General features: G+C 56.7%; 22 protein-coding genes and 1 tRNA gene. 13 read left to right on the top strand and 10 right to left on the bottom strand.

The annotated features are described in order from the left end of the window. The first annotated feature begins 256 nt into the window (after nucleotides 1-256). Complete coding sequence (locus AC6IY8_RS08405; RefSeq protein WP_497778344.1) at nucleotides 257-1,174, top strand: helix-turn-helix domain-containing protein; 918 nt, start codon at nucleotides 257-259, stop codon at nucleotides 1,172-1,174. A 63-nt stretch (nucleotides 1,175-1,237) separates the two neighbouring features. On the opposite strand, the gene AC6IY8_RS08400 is transcribed toward AC6IY8_RS08405, so the two are convergent. Together AC6IY8_RS08400 and AC6IY8_RS08395 are read right to left on the bottom strand one after the other, a co-directional pair. Continuing rightward, the gene (locus tag AC6IY8_RS08400; protein WP_497778343.1) at nucleotides 1,238-1,744 is read right to left on the bottom strand and encodes a DUF1440 domain-containing protein; all 507 of its coding nucleotides are present in this window, start codon (nucleotides 1,742-1,744) and stop codon (nucleotides 1,238-1,240) included. 61 nt (nucleotides 1,745-1,805) lie between these two features. Continuing rightward, nucleotides 1,806-2,456, bottom strand: coding sequence for a ribonuclease T2 family protein (locus tag AC6IY8_RS08395; protein ID WP_497778342.1), 651 nt, complete (start codon nucleotides 2,454-2,456; stop codon nucleotides 1,806-1,808). 85 nt (nucleotides 2,457-2,541) lie between these two features. On the opposite strand from AC6IY8_RS08395, the gene AC6IY8_RS08390 reads away from it, so the two are divergent. From AC6IY8_RS08390 to AC6IY8_RS08365, 6 genes are all read left to right on the top strand, one after another. Next, on the top strand, nucleotides 2,542-2,715 hold the full coding sequence (locus AC6IY8_RS08390) for a hypothetical protein (protein WP_497778341.1): 174 nt from the start codon (nucleotides 2,542-2,544) through the stop codon (nucleotides 2,713-2,715). A 258-nt stretch (nucleotides 2,716-2,973) separates the two neighbouring features. Next, the gene (locus AC6IY8_RS08385; RefSeq protein ID WP_497778340.1) at nucleotides 2,974-4,437 is read left to right on the top strand and encodes a TldD/PmbA family protein; all 1,464 of its coding nucleotides are present in this window, start codon (nucleotides 2,974-2,976) and stop codon (nucleotides 4,435-4,437) included. A gap of 151 nt (nucleotides 4,438-4,588) precedes the next feature. Next, entirely contained in the window at nucleotides 4,589-5,977 is a 1,389-nt protein-coding gene (locus tag AC6IY8_RS08380) for a TldD/PmbA family protein (protein ID WP_497778339.1), read from the top strand. Nucleotides 5,978-6,060: 83 nt separating this feature from the next. Beyond that, the gene (locus AC6IY8_RS08375) at nucleotides 6,061-6,387 is read left to right on the top strand and encodes a PilZ domain-containing protein (protein ID WP_497778338.1); all 327 of its coding nucleotides are present in this window, start codon (nucleotides 6,061-6,063) and stop codon (nucleotides 6,385-6,387) included. 28 nt (nucleotides 6,388-6,415) lie between these two features. Then, complete coding sequence (locus AC6IY8_RS08370; protein ID WP_497778337.1) at nucleotides 6,416-7,207, top strand: response regulator transcription factor; 792 nt, start codon at nucleotides 6,416-6,418, stop codon at nucleotides 7,205-7,207. Nucleotides 7,208-7,319: 112 nt separating this feature from the next. After that, nucleotides 7,320-7,409: transfer RNA gene (locus AC6IY8_RS08365), tRNA-Ser, on the top strand. A 334-nt stretch (nucleotides 7,410-7,743) separates the two neighbouring features. On the opposite strand, the gene AC6IY8_RS08360 is transcribed toward AC6IY8_RS08365, so the two are convergent. The 5 genes from AC6IY8_RS08360 to AC6IY8_RS08340 form a co-directional block, all read right to left on the bottom strand. Beyond that, nucleotides 7,744-7,884 (bottom strand): hypothetical protein, encoded by a 141-nt coding sequence (locus AC6IY8_RS08360; protein WP_497778336.1) that lies wholly within the window; start codon nucleotides 7,882-7,884, stop codon nucleotides 7,744-7,746. A 66-nt stretch (nucleotides 7,885-7,950) separates the two neighbouring features. After that, nucleotides 7,951-8,337 (bottom strand): nucleotidyltransferase domain-containing protein, encoded by a 387-nt coding sequence (locus AC6IY8_RS08355; protein WP_497778613.1) that lies wholly within the window; start codon nucleotides 8,335-8,337, stop codon nucleotides 7,951-7,953. Between the two features lie 356 nt (nucleotides 8,338-8,693). After that, on the bottom strand, nucleotides 8,694-9,113 hold the full coding sequence (gene rnk, locus AC6IY8_RS08350) for a nucleoside diphosphate kinase regulator (protein ID WP_497778335.1): 420 nt from the start codon (nucleotides 9,111-9,113) through the stop codon (nucleotides 8,694-8,696). Nucleotides 9,114-9,366: 253 nt separating this feature from the next. After that, nucleotides 9,367-9,522 carry a hypothetical protein gene (locus AC6IY8_RS08345; RefSeq protein ID WP_497778334.1) on the bottom strand — a complete coding sequence of 52 codons (156 nt, stop codon included), beginning with the start codon at nucleotides 9,520-9,522 and terminating at the stop codon, nucleotides 9,367-9,369. Between the two features lie 61 nt (nucleotides 9,523-9,583). Continuing rightward, nucleotides 9,584-9,907 (bottom strand): HPF/RaiA family ribosome-associated protein, encoded by a 324-nt coding sequence (locus tag AC6IY8_RS08340; RefSeq protein ID WP_497778333.1) that lies wholly within the window; start codon nucleotides 9,905-9,907, stop codon nucleotides 9,584-9,586. A gap of 154 nt (nucleotides 9,908-10,061) precedes the next feature. Between AC6IY8_RS08340 and nhaR the strand changes: the two genes are divergently transcribed. Next, nucleotides 10,062-10,961 carry a transcriptional activator NhaR gene (gene nhaR, locus AC6IY8_RS08335; protein WP_497778332.1) on the top strand — a complete coding sequence of 300 codons (900 nt, stop codon included), beginning with the start codon at nucleotides 10,062-10,064 and terminating at the stop codon, nucleotides 10,959-10,961. A 183-nt stretch (nucleotides 10,962-11,144) separates the two neighbouring features. Here nhaR and AC6IY8_RS08330 read toward each other — a convergent pair whose 3' ends face one another. Next, nucleotides 11,145-11,696 carry a DUF488 domain-containing protein gene (locus tag AC6IY8_RS08330; protein WP_497778331.1) on the bottom strand — a complete coding sequence of 184 codons (552 nt, stop codon included), beginning with the start codon at nucleotides 11,694-11,696 and terminating at the stop codon, nucleotides 11,145-11,147. A 290-nt stretch (nucleotides 11,697-11,986) separates the two neighbouring features. On the opposite strand from AC6IY8_RS08330, the gene AC6IY8_RS08325 reads away from it, so the two are divergent. Next, complete coding sequence (locus AC6IY8_RS08325) at nucleotides 11,987-12,640, top strand: response regulator transcription factor (protein WP_497778330.1); 654 nt, start codon at nucleotides 11,987-11,989, stop codon at nucleotides 12,638-12,640. A 169-nt stretch (nucleotides 12,641-12,809) separates the two neighbouring features. On the opposite strand, the gene AC6IY8_RS08320 is transcribed toward AC6IY8_RS08325, so the two are convergent. Next, nucleotides 12,810-13,253, bottom strand: a complete 444-nt coding sequence (locus AC6IY8_RS08320; RefSeq protein WP_497778329.1) for a cupin domain-containing protein — start codon at nucleotides 13,251-13,253, stop codon at nucleotides 12,810-12,812. A 232-nt stretch (nucleotides 13,254-13,485) separates the two neighbouring features. Between AC6IY8_RS08320 and AC6IY8_RS08315 the strand changes: the two genes are divergently transcribed. The 4 genes from AC6IY8_RS08315 to AC6IY8_RS08300 all read left to right on the top strand — a co-directional run bounded on the left by AC6IY8_RS08315 (nucleotide 13,486) and on the right by AC6IY8_RS08300 (nucleotide 17,141). Beyond that, complete coding sequence (locus AC6IY8_RS08315; protein ID WP_497778328.1) at nucleotides 13,486-15,780, top strand: nitric-oxide reductase large subunit; 2,295 nt, start codon at nucleotides 13,486-13,488, stop codon at nucleotides 15,778-15,780. A gap of 3 nt (nucleotides 15,781-15,783) precedes the next feature. Then, nucleotides 15,784-16,302, top strand: a complete 519-nt coding sequence (locus tag AC6IY8_RS08310) for a transposase (protein WP_497778327.1) — start codon at nucleotides 15,784-15,786, stop codon at nucleotides 16,300-16,302. A 181-nt stretch (nucleotides 16,303-16,483) separates the two neighbouring features. Continuing rightward, complete coding sequence (locus tag AC6IY8_RS08305) at nucleotides 16,484-16,627, top strand: hypothetical protein (protein WP_497778326.1); 144 nt, start codon at nucleotides 16,484-16,486, stop codon at nucleotides 16,625-16,627. 61 nt (nucleotides 16,628-16,688) lie between these two features. Further along, entirely contained in the window at nucleotides 16,689-17,141 is a 453-nt protein-coding gene (locus AC6IY8_RS08300; RefSeq protein ID WP_497778325.1) for a pyridoxamine 5'-phosphate oxidase family protein, read from the top strand. Between the two features lie 372 nt (nucleotides 17,142-17,513). On the opposite strand, the gene AC6IY8_RS08295 is transcribed toward AC6IY8_RS08300, so the two are convergent. Continuing rightward, on the bottom strand, nucleotides 17,514-19,100 hold the full coding sequence (locus AC6IY8_RS08295; RefSeq protein ID WP_497778324.1) for a sensor histidine kinase: 1,587 nt from the start codon (nucleotides 19,098-19,100) through the stop codon (nucleotides 17,514-17,516). Nucleotides 19,101-19,213 lie beyond the last annotated feature (113 nt).

Here is a 19,213-nt window from a genome sequence, read left to right as displayed (position 1 = left end):
GTAAGTCGAGGCCTAGCTGCCACATTATAGAGCCTGCAGCTACTCCGGGAAGAACCCGAAAGTGAGGGGAGTGTGAGTGAAATTGGTAATGTAACCGGAGTGAAGTTGTCTTGTTTGCGTTTGACTTTGCGTTTCAAGGATTTCTATCATGATGAGAGAACTGTTATCTCCAATTGAAACAGATGCGAGCGCCTGCCGAAGCGCGCGCTGAGAGAGTGCAGTCTTAAGTTCCAAGTTTTCGGCAAGGGTGACCTACTTGGCATCGTTTGGGGAAAGTCTGAAGCAGGCGCGGAAGGCGAAGAACATCTCGCTGCAAGAGATCGCGGAGACGACCAAGATCGGAACGCGAATACTGCAAGCACTGGAAGATGAGCGCTTTGAGCTGTTGCCCGGCGGAATCTTCAACAAGGGATTCGTTCGCTCCTATGCGCGCTGCGTAGGGCTGGACGAGGAAAAGGCCGTCGCCGCATATATTGCAGCGGCCGATCTGCCTTCGCAGGAAGCGGATATGCAGACGGTTTCGACGCAGATGATTGCAGCGCGACCGCAGAAAAGCGAGCCATGGTGGTCGATCAGCGCGGTGACCGTGGTCGGGATTCTGGCTCTGCTGGTGGCGCTAGGCGTGGGCGGCTATCTGCTGAACGAGCACAGAAAAGAGCTCAAGGAAGCAAGGGAACAGGCGGCTCAGCAGCAACAGACGCAGGCACCAACTACGACCGCGGCTCCGATTACGTCGATTCCGGCAGCGAATTCCAACGCCGCGACACCGACGGATACAAACGCGGCACAGAACGCAGCAACTCCACAGGGCACAGCCACAAACACTCCGCAGAACAGCGCTCCCACGAATACATCCCAAGCGGTCATGCCGCCGAGCACTGGCGTAAATGCGGGTGCACAGCCATCGGCTCCGGTAGAGGTTTCGATCTCGGCGACGGCACGCTCGTGGATCAGCGTGCGTAGCGATGGGAAGACGGTCGAGACGCTGACGATGGATCCGGACAAGCCTGACCTAAGCACGCGCAGCTACAAGGCAAAAGAACAACTGAAGCTGATCGTCGGGAATCCGGCGGGCGTGATGGTGACCTACAACGGAAAGGCCGAAGGTCCGCTGGGCGCAGAAGGGCGCAGAGCGACAGTGACATTTACTCCGCAGGGGATGGAGAAGCAGTAGGGTCAAGGTTTCAGAGTTTCAAGTTTAAGGTGGGCCGCGAGAAGATCGCGGCCTTTTGTTTGCTCAGGCGGCGCGGGAGAGAGTGCTACGGACGGCTTCGGCGCTGGCTCCATAGACGAGGTGCGAGGCGAGAGCGCGAACGTGTGACGAGACGGGATATTTCGTTGGGGCGGCGGAAAGTCCGCTGAGGGGGACGGCAGTTTTGTCGGCGATGGCGAAGAGCAGGGTGCCGAAGATGGTGCCGAATCCGGCGCGGGCTTCGGGGATGTACTCGGCGGCAAGGCCGTAGATGGCTCCCATGGCGGTGCCAAAGGCGTAGTGGAGGACGGGTCCGGCGACGGCCTTTTCCTGGTAGGAGAGCGGGCGGAAGTGGATGCCCTGCGCGAGGCGGTCGGCGGCCCTCATGGTGGCGTCTTCCTGATGCGCTGCGGAGGCGGCTTCGCGCTCCTGGCGGGTTTCGGTGGCACGGCTGACGAGATTCTGGAACTGATTCATGGCCCAGGAGGCGGCGAGTCCTGCGATGGCTCCGAAGAGGAGTCCGCGGAGGGGGCGGGCAGAGCTAGTGTTCATGGGAGATTCCTCCCTGTCTTGGACGCGGGAGAGAGGGGCGAAGTGGCTTGGCGTGCTCCGGCTAGCGCGGAGCACGCAGGAGCAGCGGGCCGGAGCAGGAGTGCAGGCCAGAGCCGCAGGGACGCAGCTTGAGATCCTTGGTGAAGCAGGCTTCGAGTGAGACGAGCTCGCCATCGTGGCAGGAGGTGGTGAACGCGCCTCGGGAGGAATTGGCTTGCTCGAAGGTGCGGACGAGTTCGGAGGAGTCGCGGCGGGAGTCGCTGGAGAGCGAGGAAACAGCTGGCGGAATTTGCAGGGATTGGAAGGCGCGTCCGACGGCGGTGAAGTAGTCGCGGGCAGAGAGTCCGGAGTAGATGCCGTGGCACTGCCACTCGTGCTGGACGAGTCCGGCGGCGGGGTAGAAGTTGAGAGCGTAGCGGACCACGTCCTGAGCAACGGGCGAGGTGTGCTGGCAGGGCTGGTCGAGGCGTCCGCGCTCGGATTGTGGCCAGAGTCCGTGGACGACGAAGGTGCGGTGGCGTCCGGGGCCGCATTCGTTGGCGTTTCCGGTGTGGGTGGCGCAGAAGTTGGGCGCCCAGGAGAGTGCGAGGATGTAGTAGTCGAAGTCTCCGGGGGCGCGTTGGTCGAAGCGGCGTTGGGCGGCAGCGGAGGAGGCGAGGAATGAGGTTAGCAGCAGAACGGCAAGCAGGGAGCGGAGGGGTGGGCGCAGCATTGAGATAGTGTAGCAATCGTCGAGCAGTTCAACTTAGATGAAACCACCTTGTCCCTGGACTCGTACCTTGAATTGAGGTCATCTCATGAAGCCCAACTTTGTCGCTTCGGCGCGCACGATCAGCGATATGGAAAAAGAAGCTTCTGAGCTTGAGACACAAGCTGCCGACGAACACGGTGAGCGGTCTCCTGAATTGCGGGAGAAAGCCAAAGTTCTCCGAGACTGGGTTCGTTCTCTGCAGGGGCCGTGGGCTGCTTGAGCCGCAGCTTACGCATTTGCGGCACTGGTACAAGCCGGGCGGCTCGAACTGTTTAGAGCAGACAGAGTGCTTGAATAGGCCGTCACCCTTCCGCACAGATCCCAGAGTTGGAAAATCGCCAACTCTGGGCCACCCATTTTGGGAAGCCATCAATGGCAACGAAAAGGTTGCTAACCAAACTTCTTCCTGATGACAGGAATCCTCTGGTTTGGTCGCAAACGGGCTAGAATTGACGATTCGCGGATGGCGGGAGCGTAGATGAAGCAGATTGCGGATTGGGCGTTGGGGATGGCGGTGGCGCAAGGGGCGAGTCATGCCGAGGCTCGGATTGTGAACGAGCGGGCGCGGGCGCTGGGAACGCGGAATGGGCGCGTGGCTGTGGCTTCGGATGGGGAGTCGCTTGGACTGGGCGTGCGGGTGATCGCCAATGGTGGATGGGGATTTGCAGCGACGCAGGTGTTGACGCGCGAAGGAGTGGAGCAGTGCGCGAGGCTGGCGGTGGAGATTGCGAAGGCTTCGGCGCGGGTGCAGGTGGCTCCCGTGGCGTTGGCGAAAGAGCCAGCGGCGGTGGCGGAGTGGGTGTCGCCTTGCGCGATGGATCCTTTTACCGTGCCGATGGAGCAGAACTTCGAGTTACTCAGGAAGATCGATGCGGTGCTGACGGGCGTGGAAGGCGTGACGCTGGCAGAGACGAGCATGCACTTCGGGCGGTATGAGCAATGGTTCTATTCGACGGAAGGCGCGTCGATCCACCAGACACGGACGACGACCGGAGCGGGATTTGCGGCGCATGCGTTTGAGGGTGACTCGATTCAGACGCGGTCGTATCCGAACTCGTTTGGGGGACAGTATCAGACGAAGGGATATGAGCTGGTCGAGGACTTGAAGCTGCTGGAGAATGCGGAGCGCGTGGGACGGGAGTGCGTCGAACTGCTGAAAGCTCCGCAGTGCCCGGAGCGGCGGTGGGATGTGGTGCTGGACTCTTCGCAGCTCGGATTGCAGATACATGAATCGATTGGGCATCCGATTGAGCTGGATCGCGTGCTTGGGTATGAGGCGAATTTTGCGGGCACTTCGTTTCTGACGCTGGATAAGCTGCACACGCTGCGCTATGGGAGCGAGTTGGTCAACGTGGTGGCAGATGCGAGGCCGGAGCATGGTCCGGGGCTGGGCACGTTTGCCTATGACGATGAAGGCGTGGCAGCGCAGTGCGTTCCGATCATTACCAAGGGGCAGTTTGAGGGATATCTGTCATCGCGTGACACGGCAGCGCTGATTGGGCGCAGCAGGTCGGGCGGGCATATGCGGGCGGAAGGCTGGGCGCGGGTTCCGATTGTGCGCATGACGAATGTGAGCATTCTGCCGGGGGAGAAGCCGTTGAGCTTCGAGGAACTGATTGGCTCCACGGACGACGGGATTTATATGGAGACGAACCGCTCGTGGTCGATTGACGACAAGCGATACAACTTCCAGTTTGGGTGCGAGGCGGCGTGGGAGATCAAGGGAGGGAAGCGCGGACGAATGCTGCGGAACCCTTCGTACTCGGGTATCACGACGGAGTTTTGGAACTCGATGGATGCGATATGCGATGAGAGGTACTGGACGTTGTGGGGAACTCCGAACTGTGGGAAGGGACAGCCGGAACAGGGGATGGGAACAGGGCATGGCGCGGCTCCGGCACGGTTCAGGGGGGTGAAGGTGGGAGGAGCGTATCGGGGGTAGGGGCAGGTCGCGAGGTTTGAGAGGTTGGGTGCAGGTTCCGCAAGGTTGGGTGCAGTGCAGGTGACCTGGGATAGCAGTCGAGATGCGAAGTGTGCTGGGATCCTTCGCGTTTCTCAGGATGACACCGAAAAAAGAGTGTAGGGAAAGATTGATGAATGTGAATGATAGGGCGTGGTGCGGTGAGGTGTTTGAGCGGGTGAAGCGGGTGGCTGGTGCTGGCGATGTGGAAGTCACCATTCATGGTGGACGGTCGGCGCTGACGCGTTTTGCGAACAATGGGATTACGCAGAATGTGAGCGAGGAGGGATGCGAGGTTTCTGTGCGGGCGCAGTTGGGCGGGCGCACCGCACGGGCGACGACGAATCGCGTGGATGATGAGAGCCTGGCGCGTGTGGTGAGGCAGGCAGAGGCGCTGGCAAGGGTGCAGGAAGCAGATGATTCGCTGCTGCCGATGTTGGCGGGGTCGGAGCAGGGAAGCGCGCCGGAGTTGGATCGATACTGCGAGCAGACGGCTGAGATGTCGGCGGCGGATCGGGCGGAGCAGGTGGAAGCGATGGTGGAGGTCGCGCGGCGGAGTGGATTGAACGCTGCGGGAACCTACTCGTGCGGCGAAAGCTTCGAGGCCGTTTTAAATTCGCATGGGGTGGCGCGGTGGGACCGGCATACGCTGGCAGAAGCGTCGGTGACGATGCAGGCGAGCGACAGTTCTGGATGGCAGAAGCAGAACTATGTCAGCGCGAAGAGGCTGGATGCGCGAAGGCTGGCGGAGATTGCGGCGGAAAAGGCACTGCTGTCGGTGTCGCCGGTTGAACTGCCTCCGGGGAAGTACACGGTGATTTTGGAACCGTCGGCGGTGGTGGACCTGATCGGTTTTCTCGCGGCGGATTTCAGCGGGCTGGCACTGCTGGAGCAGAGGTCGTGCCTGAATGGACGGTTGGGCACGAAGCTCTTTGGAGAGAACGTAACGATTGTGGATGACGTGACGCATCCGGAGCAGACCGGGGCGGCATTTGATGGCGAGGGTGTGGGGCGGCAGGCTCTGACGCTGGTAGAAAACGGCGTGGTGCGCGACGTGGCGATGGCAAGGGGAACGGCGGCGCGGATTCGACGTTCAGAGCTGGCAGACAAGTTTGCAAGGGTGCAGGCGACCGGGCATGGACTCAGTTTGCCGAATGAGGGCGGCGAATCGGCATCCAATATTGTGTTCAGAGTTGCGCCGGGGGAGGCAAAGACGGTCGATGAGATGATCGCGAAAACCGAGCACGGGCTGCTGGTGACGAGATTGTGGTACATCCGCGAGGTGGATGCGTACGAGAAGATATTGACCGGAATGACGAGGGACGGCACCTTCCTGGTGGAGAATGGAAAGCTCGGCAAGGGGATTCGCAATTTCCGGTTCAATCAAAGCGTGTTGCAGATGCTGCGCCAAGTACTGGATTTGAGCGAGCCAGCGAGGGCTTGCGGCGAAGAGGCATTCGACATGGTGGCGCCCGCGATGCGGGTTGAAGGATTCCAGTTTACAGAGACGACGCGTTTCTGAGTCGAAGGGCACATAGGTGTGGCACTCGAACGGATATCGATTTTGGACACTTTGGTAATTATGTATTTCAGGAGGTCAAGGCTATGCTGGCGAATGTGAAAACTGAGCACGCTAACGACCTACGCTGCGCCGTCCGCTTTCCATTGCGGCTGCCAGTCTCCCTGCTGCGAAATGAAGGGGTGCGCGAGGGTGAGACGCAGGACATTTCGGCCGGCGGCGTTCTGATCCACTGCGGAGTCGATTACCCGGTTGGGTCAACCATTAAGTTTTCGATCTGTATGCCAGCCCAGACACTCGGCTCAGACACCGACGTACAGGTGGAGTGTGTGGGAAGAGTTGTGCGCTGCTCTCCTGCTGGCGACAGAGTAGCCGTAGGGGCCATCATTGACGAATACAAATTCTCCCGATAATCTAAACGAACTCTGTAGTTGAGACGGGATGACGATGGCCAGTGAAGAGGCCGATCCGCTAACACCGGGCGACGGTTTAGGGGACGATTCAGAAGGTTCAATCCGCATGATATTGGCTGACAGCGAGCCAATCTTCCGTGTAGGTGTCCGGAAGATCATCGCGGTAGAAGACGATATCCGCATTGTGGCCCAGGTGGAGTCCGCTGCCAGCGCGGTGACCGCCGTGGGACGCTACAACGCCGACCTGATCCTTTTCGAACGAGGGTTGAGCGACTCCCCTTACGATCTAGTGAGCAACATGCTTGCGGTGGCTCCAGCACTGAAGGTAGTGATGGTGGCGACCGAACCCACGGAAACCGAAACTTGTGAATTTCTGAAACGCGGCGTGCGCGGCATTGTGTCGCGTTCGATTGCGCCGGACCTGCTGATTCGCTGCATCAGAAAAGTGCACGCGGGTGAGACGTGGCTGGATAACAAGGGCGTGAACTGGGTGATCGAAGCCTACCGCGCACAGGCTGCGCAACTGACCTCGCCGAGAGCGAAGATCAAGTTGAACTCCAAGGAATTGCAGATTATTGCGGGAGTAACTCAGGGGCTGCGCAATAAGGACATTGCTCAGGAAGTTGGCACGACGGAGCAGGTGGTGAAGAACTATCTGCGGAAGGTTTATGACAAGCTGGGGGTTTCCGACCGGCTGGAGTTGGCGCTCTACTGCATGCACCACAAGCTGCTGGAAAACTACTCGAAACCGGGAAATGGCGATGGAGTGAGACAGTCGCGAGCGGTTCCGGCGGGCGGTATGAGCAAGGCACAGCAGTAAACTTCGCAGTAATCCACAGCAATTCACGCGCAGAGGCCGATGGCGGGCGCACGAGAGTGGCCGCGTACGTTACAATAGAAGAGTTCGCGAAAGCGGATCCTGCCTAAAAAGCGGAGAGATGGCCGAGTGGCTGAAGGCGCACGCTTGGAAAGCGTGTTTAGGGGAAACTCTAACGTGGGTTCGAATCCCACTCTCTCCGCCAGAACCTCTTGTAATCACAGAAAAATAAGCTAAATAGAGATGTTGCGATCGCTTACGAGCTACTGTCGAAAGCGGACAAAACGGAATAAACGGACGTTTTCGCGTTTCTGAAGACCTAATTTCCGCTAGTTTCCGTTCTTCCGGGGTGCTGGCGGAAAATAACGCTCGCGAGGCCATGCATCCCTCTCTCATGGCCGGCCAGAGCTGAATGGTGGGCGAAGGAAGTGAGATTCGTGGATCTCGCAGACATGCCCTTGGGTTATAGCTGGACGCTCATCATGCTCGCAGAGCGGTACATGGAGTATGGAAGAACTCGACCATAATAATGGCTTTTATCAAATCTTTGGACGCGCGTCACGGCGCGACGTTGCAGATGCCTCTCCGACCGGCAGAGCCTGCAGCGTCTGGCCAGCTGCCGCAAAAGATGAGATCTCGATCTTTGCCTGGGCTGAATTCAGGAATCGAACGTCAAGCATACCGTCACTCGGAATACCGTACAGTTGAAAACTAACTTCGGCGAGCGCAACGCTCCAGCCTTCAAGTCAATTCTGGAGATCTCTGTTCTGCTGCTCATTGCCATCGCATACAACGAGCAGGTCAATGTCGCTCCCTACTCCAGCGTTGCCGAGCTCGGTGCTGCCGAACAAGTACACATCTTTAACCCCGAATTTTGCTGGATCAATCGAGGCGGCGATTCGTTCCGCGCACCGCTGTCGCCAGCGCCAGTGTTCTGGCGCAGCACCCAGTCGCTCACCGCCCAGCTCGCGCTGCTTCCATTCCAGGTACTCGCCGAGACGGTGCGCGATGTTGTCCAAAAGTTCTTGTTCCTCTTGAAGAAAAGGTCCTTCCCACGCGTCTGGTTTTGGAGTCTTGTACACGACTTCAATGGCGCCGACTTGCGTCCGCCAAACTGAGATGGTCGAGCGCATTCGCCAAGGAGTTTCTACGAAATCGTTCAAGGCATGTGAGCGACCGAAGTACTCAATTCGGGCCGTGGTCTCTTCGGGGTGTTGCCAGGCTGGCGGAATTGCGTTGAGAATCCAATTAAATACAACGGGAGGTGCCTCGTGGCGTTGGGAAAGAGCCGAGATAACCGTGTACAAACACTTCAGCTCTTTTGCCCGCTCCCGGAGCGACCAAAGCTCTTCAGCCGAGTTTGAGGGGTCATTATTCATTAACATTAATGTTGTAGGCATTCCGGTGAGACCGTTTCGCGCCCGCACCGGACGAATGAAGAAATCCTGCCGAAAGGCTCTGTCCAAAATCTGCACGGTTGACTTCTCGATCACACAGCCTGCGCGTGACCAGCGGCTTCAGGCTGGTACAGGACTGCCTGAATCTCCAGCCGCCGGCGGCCGGAAGGCATTTCCCATTCGACGACATCCCGGGCGCGGTAGCCGAGCAGTGCAGTCCCCAGCGGCGCAAGCACTGAGATGCGGTTTTCGGCGACCCGCGCATCGCGCGGAAAAACAATCTTGTACGTCGCTACCTTTCCCGTATCCAAGTCTTTGACGCGAACTTCGGAATTCATGGTGACAAGGTCGCGCGGGACATCGTCGCTGCCGAGGACAGTGGCAGTTTCCAATTCCTCTTCCAGCCGAGCCAAGTGATCGTGATTAAGCGGCTGGAATCTGCGTGCGGCCTCAGCCATCCGTTCCAACCGCAGTAAGTCGTCTTCAGTGACAAGGATTGTGCGTGGCTTCATCTCACTACTCCTTTTTCAACGCAGTGCGAACGCATTCACTGCTCGCTCAGTTTCCGAACATGCCGCGAGATCTGCGCCAACTCGCTACAATAAGTCGGCTATCTCTGATTTCAAATCGCGCGATCTCGATACGCGCAGGTCAGGCATGCTCTCGGTCAAAACTGTTTCCATACAACTACTCCGATATTGTTGCCAGGAAATTTCAAGACAACTAGCGGCACGTTCGGCATTCTCTGCGGCACGGACCACGTTATTAGCTCCTCTTGCTCTTCCTGAAATCAGGCGTGGCTTCTTCCGGCACTGGTGCCGTTTCCGCTGCCGTGTTTCGGCGCGAGCGGATTTCCACCCACACCAATAGGACAATCGTCGCTCCGGTGAGCAGTCCTACGCATAAGTGCGAAGCATCCATGAACAATCGACTCCTTCTCCTCTCTTCACTTGAAGAGTGTCGCGACCGATTGCGTCAGTAACTACGCCGCAATCCTGATTGACTCATGCCCCATGCGGGCTTGGCGTACTCGCTGGACTTCGCGACTGAAGAGCCGTCCGACGCGTCCGGTTGCACGATCAATGGCGGCAAGCAGATCAGGATCGGTTTCTCGAACCGCCACCCGTCCAAACGGCCGCACTTCGGCGCTTATCCGGCAGTCGTTCTGGCCACTGGCGCTGCCAGAAATCCGAACAGAGATTTGCCCTACGCGGCCGCCGAAACGCGCCAGAGAAGACCGCAGTCGCCTTTCGATATAGCCCTTGAGCACGGCAACTAGATCAGTATTCTGAATACGAAAGTCCATCTGCATGTGTTCCCTCCAACGTTGTTTCATCTAGGACGACTATAGGAGATGAGCGTTGTTAACAAAACTACATAAACAAAACGGCATTGATAATATTTAGTTAACAATCAATTTTCTTGAGTGGATTACTACATTCTCGCGGAGGACAGTACTCATGGAATGGCTCAACTACCATCACCTGCTTTATTTCTGGACAGTTGTTCGCGCCGGCAGCATTCGCAAGGCGAGTACCGAACTGCGTGTGTCGGCGCCGGCGATCAGCACGCAGTTGAAACTGCTGGAAGATCAACTGGGGGAGAAACTGCTGGCGCGAGCCGGACGCAGGCTGGTCCTTACGGATATGGGGCGAACGGTGTATAGCTATGCCGAAGACATTTTTTCCCTTGGTCGCGAATTAGTGGATGTCGTGAAGAATCGGCCTACTGGTCGCCCGCTGCGGCTGGATGTAGGAGTGGTGGACGCGGTGCCAAAGATCATTGTGCAGTTACTGATCGAGCCGGCACTGCATCTAGGCGAGCCGGTACGCCTCGTCTGCCGGGAAGCCACCTCGACACAACTGTTGGGCCGACTGGCGACGCATGAGCTTGATGTGGTGCTGTCGGATGTCCCGGTTGATCCAGGCTTGAACATTCGTGCGTATAGCCATTTGCTCGGCGAATGCGGCACCTTGTTTGTGGCGGCCGCTAGGCAAGCAGCGCGTTATCAACGCACCTTCCCGAAATCTCTGAATGGCGCTCCCATGTTCTTGCCCACGGACAACACGGCGCTTCGTCGAGCGCTCGACTACTGGTTTGAATCTGAAGGCGTGCGTCCCGCCGTGGTTGGCGAGTTTGAGGACTACGCCTTGCTGCACGCCTTTGGTGAAACCGGAGTTGGCGTGTTTCCGATGCCGTCCATGTTGGAGAAGGCGTTGCAAAAGGAAAAGGGCTTGCGCATCATCGGTCGTACGAACAAGGTGCGACAACACTTCTACGCTATTTCTGGTGAGCGTAAGCTGCAACATCCGGCGGTCGTAGCCATCTCCAACGCCGCAAAGCGAGAACTGTTCAGATAGCCGTACCCGGTCTCGCTGGCTTCGGTGGCGCAGCGGCTTGGGCCAGGAGCCTACGTCAGTGACCTGAATCTTGTTGCAGTACTCGTTGACAAGTGGCGATGTCGGGCTTTCTCCGAAGTTCGCCGAGGCCTCCAGCGACGGATACCTTTTCGCGCCGCGCTTCCGGGTATGATTTTGCCAGAACTACGCCGGCTGTTCAGCAGGGTAGGTGACCTGGACTCCGTGGACCCGCGCGAACGTCGTTAGAGAATGAAGTCGCGTGCCGGTCGCGCTAGTGATTTCGCGCACTTCGATTCCTCGTACCAACAGTGCATCGGCAATCAGGGATCGGTGACAGCGCCAAGGTAATGCCTCCGCGCACATGACCGCAATTCGCTCCTGCCGTGCAAGTCCTATCAGCGCGTCCAAACATTTCCGGAATTCAGAAGTCCGCATGTAGTCGGCATAACCGCGAAAGCTCGCGTTGTGCCACCCGATGTTTACAGAGTCATGCTGCGCATGTCGGAAGCCGCCCAGACCGGGCATATAGCTGTAATGGATGCGAGCGGAATGCAGAGAGGGGGACAGTTGGTCGCGATTGAACTGCGGATTATGTCGTGAACGCGGGACCGTGCGCACGTCAACCAGCCTCTGTACGCCATGAGCCCTGAGGAGCTGAATGAACACGTCGATCGGGCGGGTGGAGTGCCCTATGGTCATCACCACCAACGGAATTGCTGTGGCGTGCTGCTTCATCAAAACTTCCGATTGCTCTCCAGTGTTCGATGAGCGCCGGCAAGTTGATTGAGATTCGTGAGTCAGGATCACCACCTGTCAAACTCCTGCATGTATCTCCTAGCCGGGCGCGCGCCTGTTTCAACTAACTAGCAGAACACGGACACCCGCGAAATACGCTCCAACCGAGATAGCGAAAGTGAACGCAGAGGAACTTGTGCCATGTTCGCCTCATGCACCGATTCTGGGCAATGATGCATCCGTACTATTGAGTAAGCATCTGTACTAATGAGGAAAGAGCCTCCGCATAAATGTTGGAAAGCGAACTGTTTGCCCTTTTCGAACGTACTAGCGATGCTGCCTTCACAGTCAATCGAGAAGGCAGCATATGTTCATGGAACAAAGCAGCCGAAAAGCTGTTCGGATACACTGCGTCCGAGGCGCTGTCCAAAACCTGCTATGAGCTATTCCAAGGGGTAGGCCCGCTTGGCACACGAGTGTGTCACAAGCACGCCTGCATACTGCAGTGTGTCGAGAAGGATGGAAGCATACCGAACTTCGATATGCGAGCGAAGACTCGGTCTGGTCAGCGGGTCTGGATCAATATGTCAACGGTAGTCTTCGATAACCCGCGCACGGGACGTCGCCTGCTCGTGCACCTCGCACACGACATTACAGATCAGAAGAGAACCGAAGACCTCGTTCACAAGATGCTGGATCTTTCCAAAGAGCTAACTGGTGTAGGCGAAAGCGCGGTGCGCGCCGCTCCGGTTCCCTCATTGTCCGAACACGAAAAGAAGGTGCTGAAGTTGTTTGCAAAGGGAAGGGACTCTGCCGATGTAGCACAGCAGCTAGGCATTACCGCTCAGACGTTGCGGAACCATCTGCATCACATCAACCAGAAACTGCGTACCCACAACCGCCTCGAAGCGGTGATGAATGCAATCCAGCGCAAACTCATCTAGACCGGCGCCATGGACCGCCTTGGATTCAGCATCTTGTCTCACGTTTCATAGCGATTGGATTTGGCGCGCTTCACCCCGAGCACGAGGGTCAGCGAACCTGCAATTCACGCGAGATTATGTTTACCAAGGTGCGAAGGTCCTCGCTCCAGCCGCTTCGATAGCGTAGAACTCATGGCACAATGCTTGCCTCCGCTCCGTGCGGATTCGGCCAGCAGATCGTTAGCAGAAATGCACTCTCTGCCAAAGCCTCGACGTTGTGAGGAACCCCACAATCCAGAACCAATACATCCCCGACTGCCAGTTCTGCTTGTAGTGAATTGGGAAGATGTAAGCGTAGCTTCCCCGCCAGACACTGAATTGAAATCCTGCCCTCGGCTCTATGTTGATCCATGCGGGTACCCGCCTTCATTGAAATCAACACGACTCTGAAGTCTGCATACTTTGCCAGGGTCTTTGAACTGCGCCCGCTCGTTTGATCCCAGGCGCCGGCATGATGAAGTTGTTCCAGTTCCTTCGGCAGGTTGAACTGGATGGTCTCCTCAGCTAATTGAGGAAGCCTTGTCAGACTGGCGCGATATTCACCGGAATTGCAACTCTCATCACGTGTACTCATAGTTCCTCCAGCCACCAGACGCACTGCCGACATTCGCTTAGCAAAATGTCCACTTCGGTAAGCTTCACAATGCTCGTCGGCGTACGCGCTCCCGTAAATAAGTCAATCGTCACCGTTGCAGTGACAGGCGTACTCCCTACAGATGATGGTCGTTGCTATAAGCTTTGCAACTGTCATTTGGGACAGGTACAAGGCATCCACGAAATTCAATGAAACAGATGAGGAGCAGGGAATGGAACTAGCTCAACGGCGGCAATTCCTGATCTCGCGTGGCTGGATTCAGGCTGTGGCAATCGTCATGATTTTCGGCTTCACCGTGATGGGGATGTTGACGTACCGGACCTACACTGGTGAGCCGCCGATTCCGGCGCGAGTCACGGATACCGCCGACCATGTTCTGTTCACACGTAGCGATGTTCTTGCCGGCCAGGGTGTATTCCTTCGCAACGGTCTGATGGAATATGGTTCGATCTTCGGACATGGCGCGTATCTGGGCCCGGATTTCACCGCCGATTACCTGCATCGGGCGGCGCTCAGCGTGACTGAGTTTTACGGAGGAGACTCCTCTGATCGCGCAAAGGCACAGACGGTAACCGACTTTAAGAACAATCGGTTCGACGGCTCGGCCGACGTCCTGATCTACACGCCCGCACAGGTGCATGCCTTCGAACAACTGCGAAGTTATTATGGCGAGTTCTTCGGTGAGCCAACCACCAAATATGGCCTTCGACCCAATGCCATTAGGGACCCTGAGCAGATTCGCCAATTAACCGCTTTCTTTAGTTGGTCGGCTTGGACGGCATCGACCCTCAGACCTGGCCTGCAATACTCCTACACTAATAACTGGCCTCCCGAACCACTTGTCGAAAACCGGGCGACTGCCGATGCCATTGTGTGGAGCGTTCTATCACTCATTGCTCTACTGGGTGGAATTGGTCTGCTGTTTGCCGCATTTGGGCGCTGGAACTTCTTAGGCTGGCATGGACGTGAACAGCAGACGGTCTCATTTCGTCCGCCGAACCTAGTTCTGTTGACCCCCGCACAACGGGCGTGTGCCTGGTTCTTCCTTGTCATGGGCCTGCTATTTTTGCTGCAAACGCTTGTGGGAGGTGCCTCTCAGCACTATCGGGCTGATATTTCTAACTTCTTCGGAATCGACCTTGCGCGCCTCTTCCCATTCAATATCGCGCGGACGTGGCACTTGCAACTTGCAATCTTCTGGGTCTCGACATCATACCTCGCTGCTGGAATATTCCTGGCACCGATGATCACCGGTCGCGAACCGCATGGTCAAAGCCTGCTGGCATACGGTCTGTTGGGTGCTTTGGCGATCGTCGTTTTTGGGAGCTTGATTGGCGAGTATCTCGGGATTGAAGGATGGTTCAAGACCAAGGCCTGGATCTGGTTTGGCAGTCAGGGTTTTGAGTACCTCGACTTGGGCCGATTCTGGCAAATCTTGCTTACTGTTGGCCTTTTGTTCTGGGTGATCATCCTCTTTCGTGGACTTCGCGGACGACTACAAAGCGATCACATGGGGAATATGCCTTGGCTATTCTTCTTTTCGGCTCTGTCCATTCCGGCATTTTACGCCGTTGGTTTGCTCGCTCATCCGGGATCGCATTTCACGACCACTGATTTCTGGCGCTTCTGGGTTGTGCATCTCTGGGTGGAAGACTTTCTGGAACTGTTCACGACGATCATGGTTGCGTATGTGTTCGTGCTGTTAGGCGTAGTACATGAACGCGTCGCGTTGACGATGATTTATCTCGATATGGTGCTCTACTCCGCGGGCGGCGTGATCGGCACCATGCACCACTTGTACTTTTCAGGAGAGCCTGCAATTCACATGTCGTTGGGAGCCTTCTTCTCCGCAGCCGAAGTCATCCCTCTCACGCTACTGACACTGGAGGCATGGAGCTTTCTGCAACTTGGAGCGGAGCAGGAAACGAGGTCCAAGACCTTGTTCCCGCACTATTGGGCTGTGATGTTTCTTGCCGCAGTTGGATTTTGGAATTTCCTGGGTGCCGGGATCTTTGGCTTTCTGATCAATCTTCCCGTGGTGTCGTATTACGAGATCGGCACAGCCCTCACGCCCAATCATGGCCATGCTGCGATGATGGGAGTGTATGGAATGTTGTCGGTGGGCTTGGCTCTGTTCTGTTTGCGCTACATCATTCCTGAAGAGCGCTGGTCTGACCGAGCTGCCAAGATCAGTTTCTGGTCGCTGAATCTCGGGTTGGCGTGGATGGTGTTTGCCACGTTATTTCCTTTGGGCGTGCTGCAACTCTACCATTCCATCGCCTACGGATATTACGACGCGCGCACTCTGAAATTCGTCGGAAATCCAACCAATTCGCTCATCGAATGGCTGCGACTTCCGGGCGATATCGTATTCATTCTTGGCGGCACGCTTCCTGTTCTGTACCTCTGCTGGTTGGGAGTTCGTTATATGAGAAAGCGTGGCCCTGCAGAGGAGCCGGGGAACATTCTCTTCACCGAGTTAACCGGCTCAACAAAGGGAGACTAAACGATGTGGGGGGTAGATGTTCAGGTACTGTTAGCAGCCGGCTACGCGATCTTTCTCGCGTTGGTCGCTGCGGCCCTTGAACTCGCAGCACGCCATTCACATCGACGGACAAGAAAGATCCCGATTGTTGGTTTCTCTTATCATTCGGACTTGGACGTGTGGAAATGTCCCAACGGTAAACACCTTTACCGCGCTGAGGCACTGGAATCGAGCGCTGTGCGCTATCGAGCGCATCCCCGCCACTGTAATGACTGCCCAATCAAATACCGCTGCACCGACTCTGATGAAGGCCGAGTCATAGAGATCCAACCTGACTCGTGGCTGCAGTCCGAGCTTCGCAAATTTCATCGAGGGCTCTCGTTGACTCTGCTACTGCTTTCGGAGCTGATTCTGGTACTCACGTTGGTACGACAAAACAATACGCACGAGCAGTTGACTCTCGTACTTCCCATGCTCTGTATCTCGGGCGCCGGATTCAGGATCCTTTCGAACCTCTTTCGACCCGCCACAAAAAACACCTGAGCGGCGGCGTAATCGTGTTCTACAGGATCTTCGATAGATTTTGCTCAACCAGTTCTAGAACCAGCAATAAAGCCGATGAATGACTCTCGAAGTTCCTTAAGCGCTGATCTCAACTGCGAGGACGTCGGGGGCAGGCTAGGTACCACAAAGCCGCGCTGTGCTTGTTGGGGGAGGTTCTCACATGAGAGACAACATGATTACGGATACTCAGCCTGATGGAACGAGTCTGAGCGGGTTCGGTCATCCGAATTGCAAGGGTGGGACACCAGCGGATGACAGCATCCAAAAGCTCTCCAAGGACTTCCCTGCGGGGCCGAAGAAGTAGGACCTGCGCGAAGGCAAGGCATGCGCATGTATCATCCTCGTACACGCATATGCCAATCAGGATGAAACAGCAAGGCCCGGGGCTTGAGCATGTTCGAGAATTTCTGCAGCAGCGCTCGACGTTGTCGCTGGCAACGGTTTCGGAGGAGGGGACTGCGCACGCAACGCCGCTGTTTTACTGGTGCGATGAGGCGTGCTCGCTTTTCTGGTTTTCTTCAGAGAAGAGCGAGCACAGCCGTCACCTGCAGATCGCTCCCAGAGTCGAGGTCACTGTTTACAGAGAAGTTGAGCAGTGGAACGAAATACAAGGCGTGCAGATGCAGGGAGAGGCAAGCGCTGTCGAGGATCGTGAGCTGCGAAAGCGAATCGCGAAACAGTATGTCTCACGTTTTCGGCTGGGCAATGTGTTTCGGGTTGCGCTGAAGGCGAGCACGCTGTACGTATTCCGGCCGACGAAGATCCGCTATCTGGACAATCAACTTGGATTCGGCTTCAAGCGCGAGTATGACATCTAGCAGCAGGCGAAAGAGATCGCGAAGGAGCAATCATAGGAATCGGGTCAGGCAGCTTGCCGCTCCTGTGCGGTAACGGTGTCTGAGATATTCGTAATATGGGTGCCGGCGAGCTCGGCGGTGGGGACTTTTCACGACGCTTCGAGCCCAACCTCGCCCGGCGAGGAGTCCGATGCTCGCACGATGACGCGCAAACTCCTGTGCAGTTGCCCGGCCTACCCCCGCGGAGGCGTCGGCGACGACCACTACTTCCTTTGGATATGGTGATATGGATGTCGGTAGGGAGGCGCATGTTGGTCGTGGAGGTCGGTGGAGAGGGTAGGGGGTCCTCGCTTCGCTTGGGATGACACCTGAAAAGCAAAAGCAAAGGCAGGGCTAATTAGCAGGAAGCCAGATTCGGAACGTCGTGCCGTGCGGACTGCCTATCTCTGATGTGCAGGAATGGAACTTCATTGACCCGCCATTCTTCTCGATGAGCTGCCGGGTAATCCATAGGCCAAGCCCTGTTCCTTTTTCACCTTTTGTAGAGAAGAAGGCGTTGAATAATTTGGCCCGCACATGCGGAGGTATTCCTGTGCCATTGTCGGAGACGAGAACAGCGTAGCCAGCGTGCTTGGTTTTCCAGTTCCTCGCAGGATGAATGCGCAGCACCAGCTTGCCATTCTCCGGCATGGCATCCACTGCATTGGCAATCAGATTGGTGAATATCTGGCGGAGTTCGCCAGGATAGGCAACGATGGGCTCTACGCCAGTGAATTGCTTTTCGACGGAGACTCCGGCTTTACTGATCCGGGCCTGCTGAAATTCAAGGACGCTGTTGAGAAGTTCGGCAAGATCGACTTGCGTGGGAGTGGGAGATTCCCTATAGAAACTCAATGTGCTTCTCGTGATCTTAGCTGCGCGTTGCAGTTCCTGTTCGGCTAACTTGAGGTGTTGCTTTACGTCCTCTGGCACGCGCCCATCGCCGCGGGAGAGATACAAGAAGCCGGTGGCAGCTTCGAGAGGATTATTGATTTCATGCGCAATGCTGGCGGCCATGCGTCCAGCGACGGCGAGCCGCTCGGCTTTTACAAGGGCTTCCTGGGCCTGCTTTTCACGTGTGATATCGAGAATGATGCCGACAAGCCGCACGGGGCGACCACTCTCGTCACAGAATGCCTTGCCGCGCGAAATGACGCTGCGGATTTCACCATCGTCGCGCTGAATGCGAAATGTCGCGTCGTATTCGTTTCGCTCCGCAAGCGAGGACTCGATGAGCGCCTTGGTTGCTGCACGCTCGGCGGGATGGATCCGCTTCAGGAAATCCTCGTAGTACAGTTTGCGTGGCTCCTCGTTGACTCCGAACAAAGCCCGGCAGCGCTCATCCCAATACAACTCGCCTGTGGTAAGACTTCGCTCCCAGGTGGCAAAACCGGAGCTCTCAGAAGCGAGGCGCATGCGCTCCTGATTGTCGAGCAACTTGGAGAGTGCCTCGACCCGCTTCTTCTCGCTCGCGGAATGCGCTTCGTTGAACATCCGTATCGCTTCAGCGGCGCGCGGTACGGAGGGCACGAATACGACCGCTGTGATGACGGACGCAATGGCAGTGAGAACCTTGACCGAAGTCGAGAGCCAATAAACAGGCTCCCAGATGGTGAGCACCTCGAAAAAGTGAGTAAAACCACAGGCCACGATGAAGAGACCAAATGCGACGAAGACCCAGCGGAATCCGAGAAGCGATTGAGTGCTCTTCAGCAGCAGGGCTAATCCGACGGCGATGGCGATGTAGGAGAGCCATATGAGGCCGTCAGCCAAGGAATCAGTCCAGATAAGTGTTGGATTGCTCAGATAACAGAATTGGTGACCGAGGAAGTCTGTCGAAAGAAGCGATTGTGCCAGTCCGTAGCGGGCTGCTGCCCATACTCCCACACAGAGGAGCATCGAGATGACAACTGCGGTGGCTACTTTTGAAAAGGCTTTCATTGAGTTCTCAATCTAGAGCATCCATTGGCATATAGATGCTGATGGCCCGAACTGGCGTTTTCGGCCCCAAGAGGGGGTAGGCGTGCGTGGCGTGACTTCTTGGGGTTTGCGGA

The sequence above is a fragment of the Koromonas soli genome (assembly GCF_059726265.1).
Note: the sequence above shows the minus strand (reverse complement) of the source record. Positions and strands in the feature narration are given on the sequence as shown.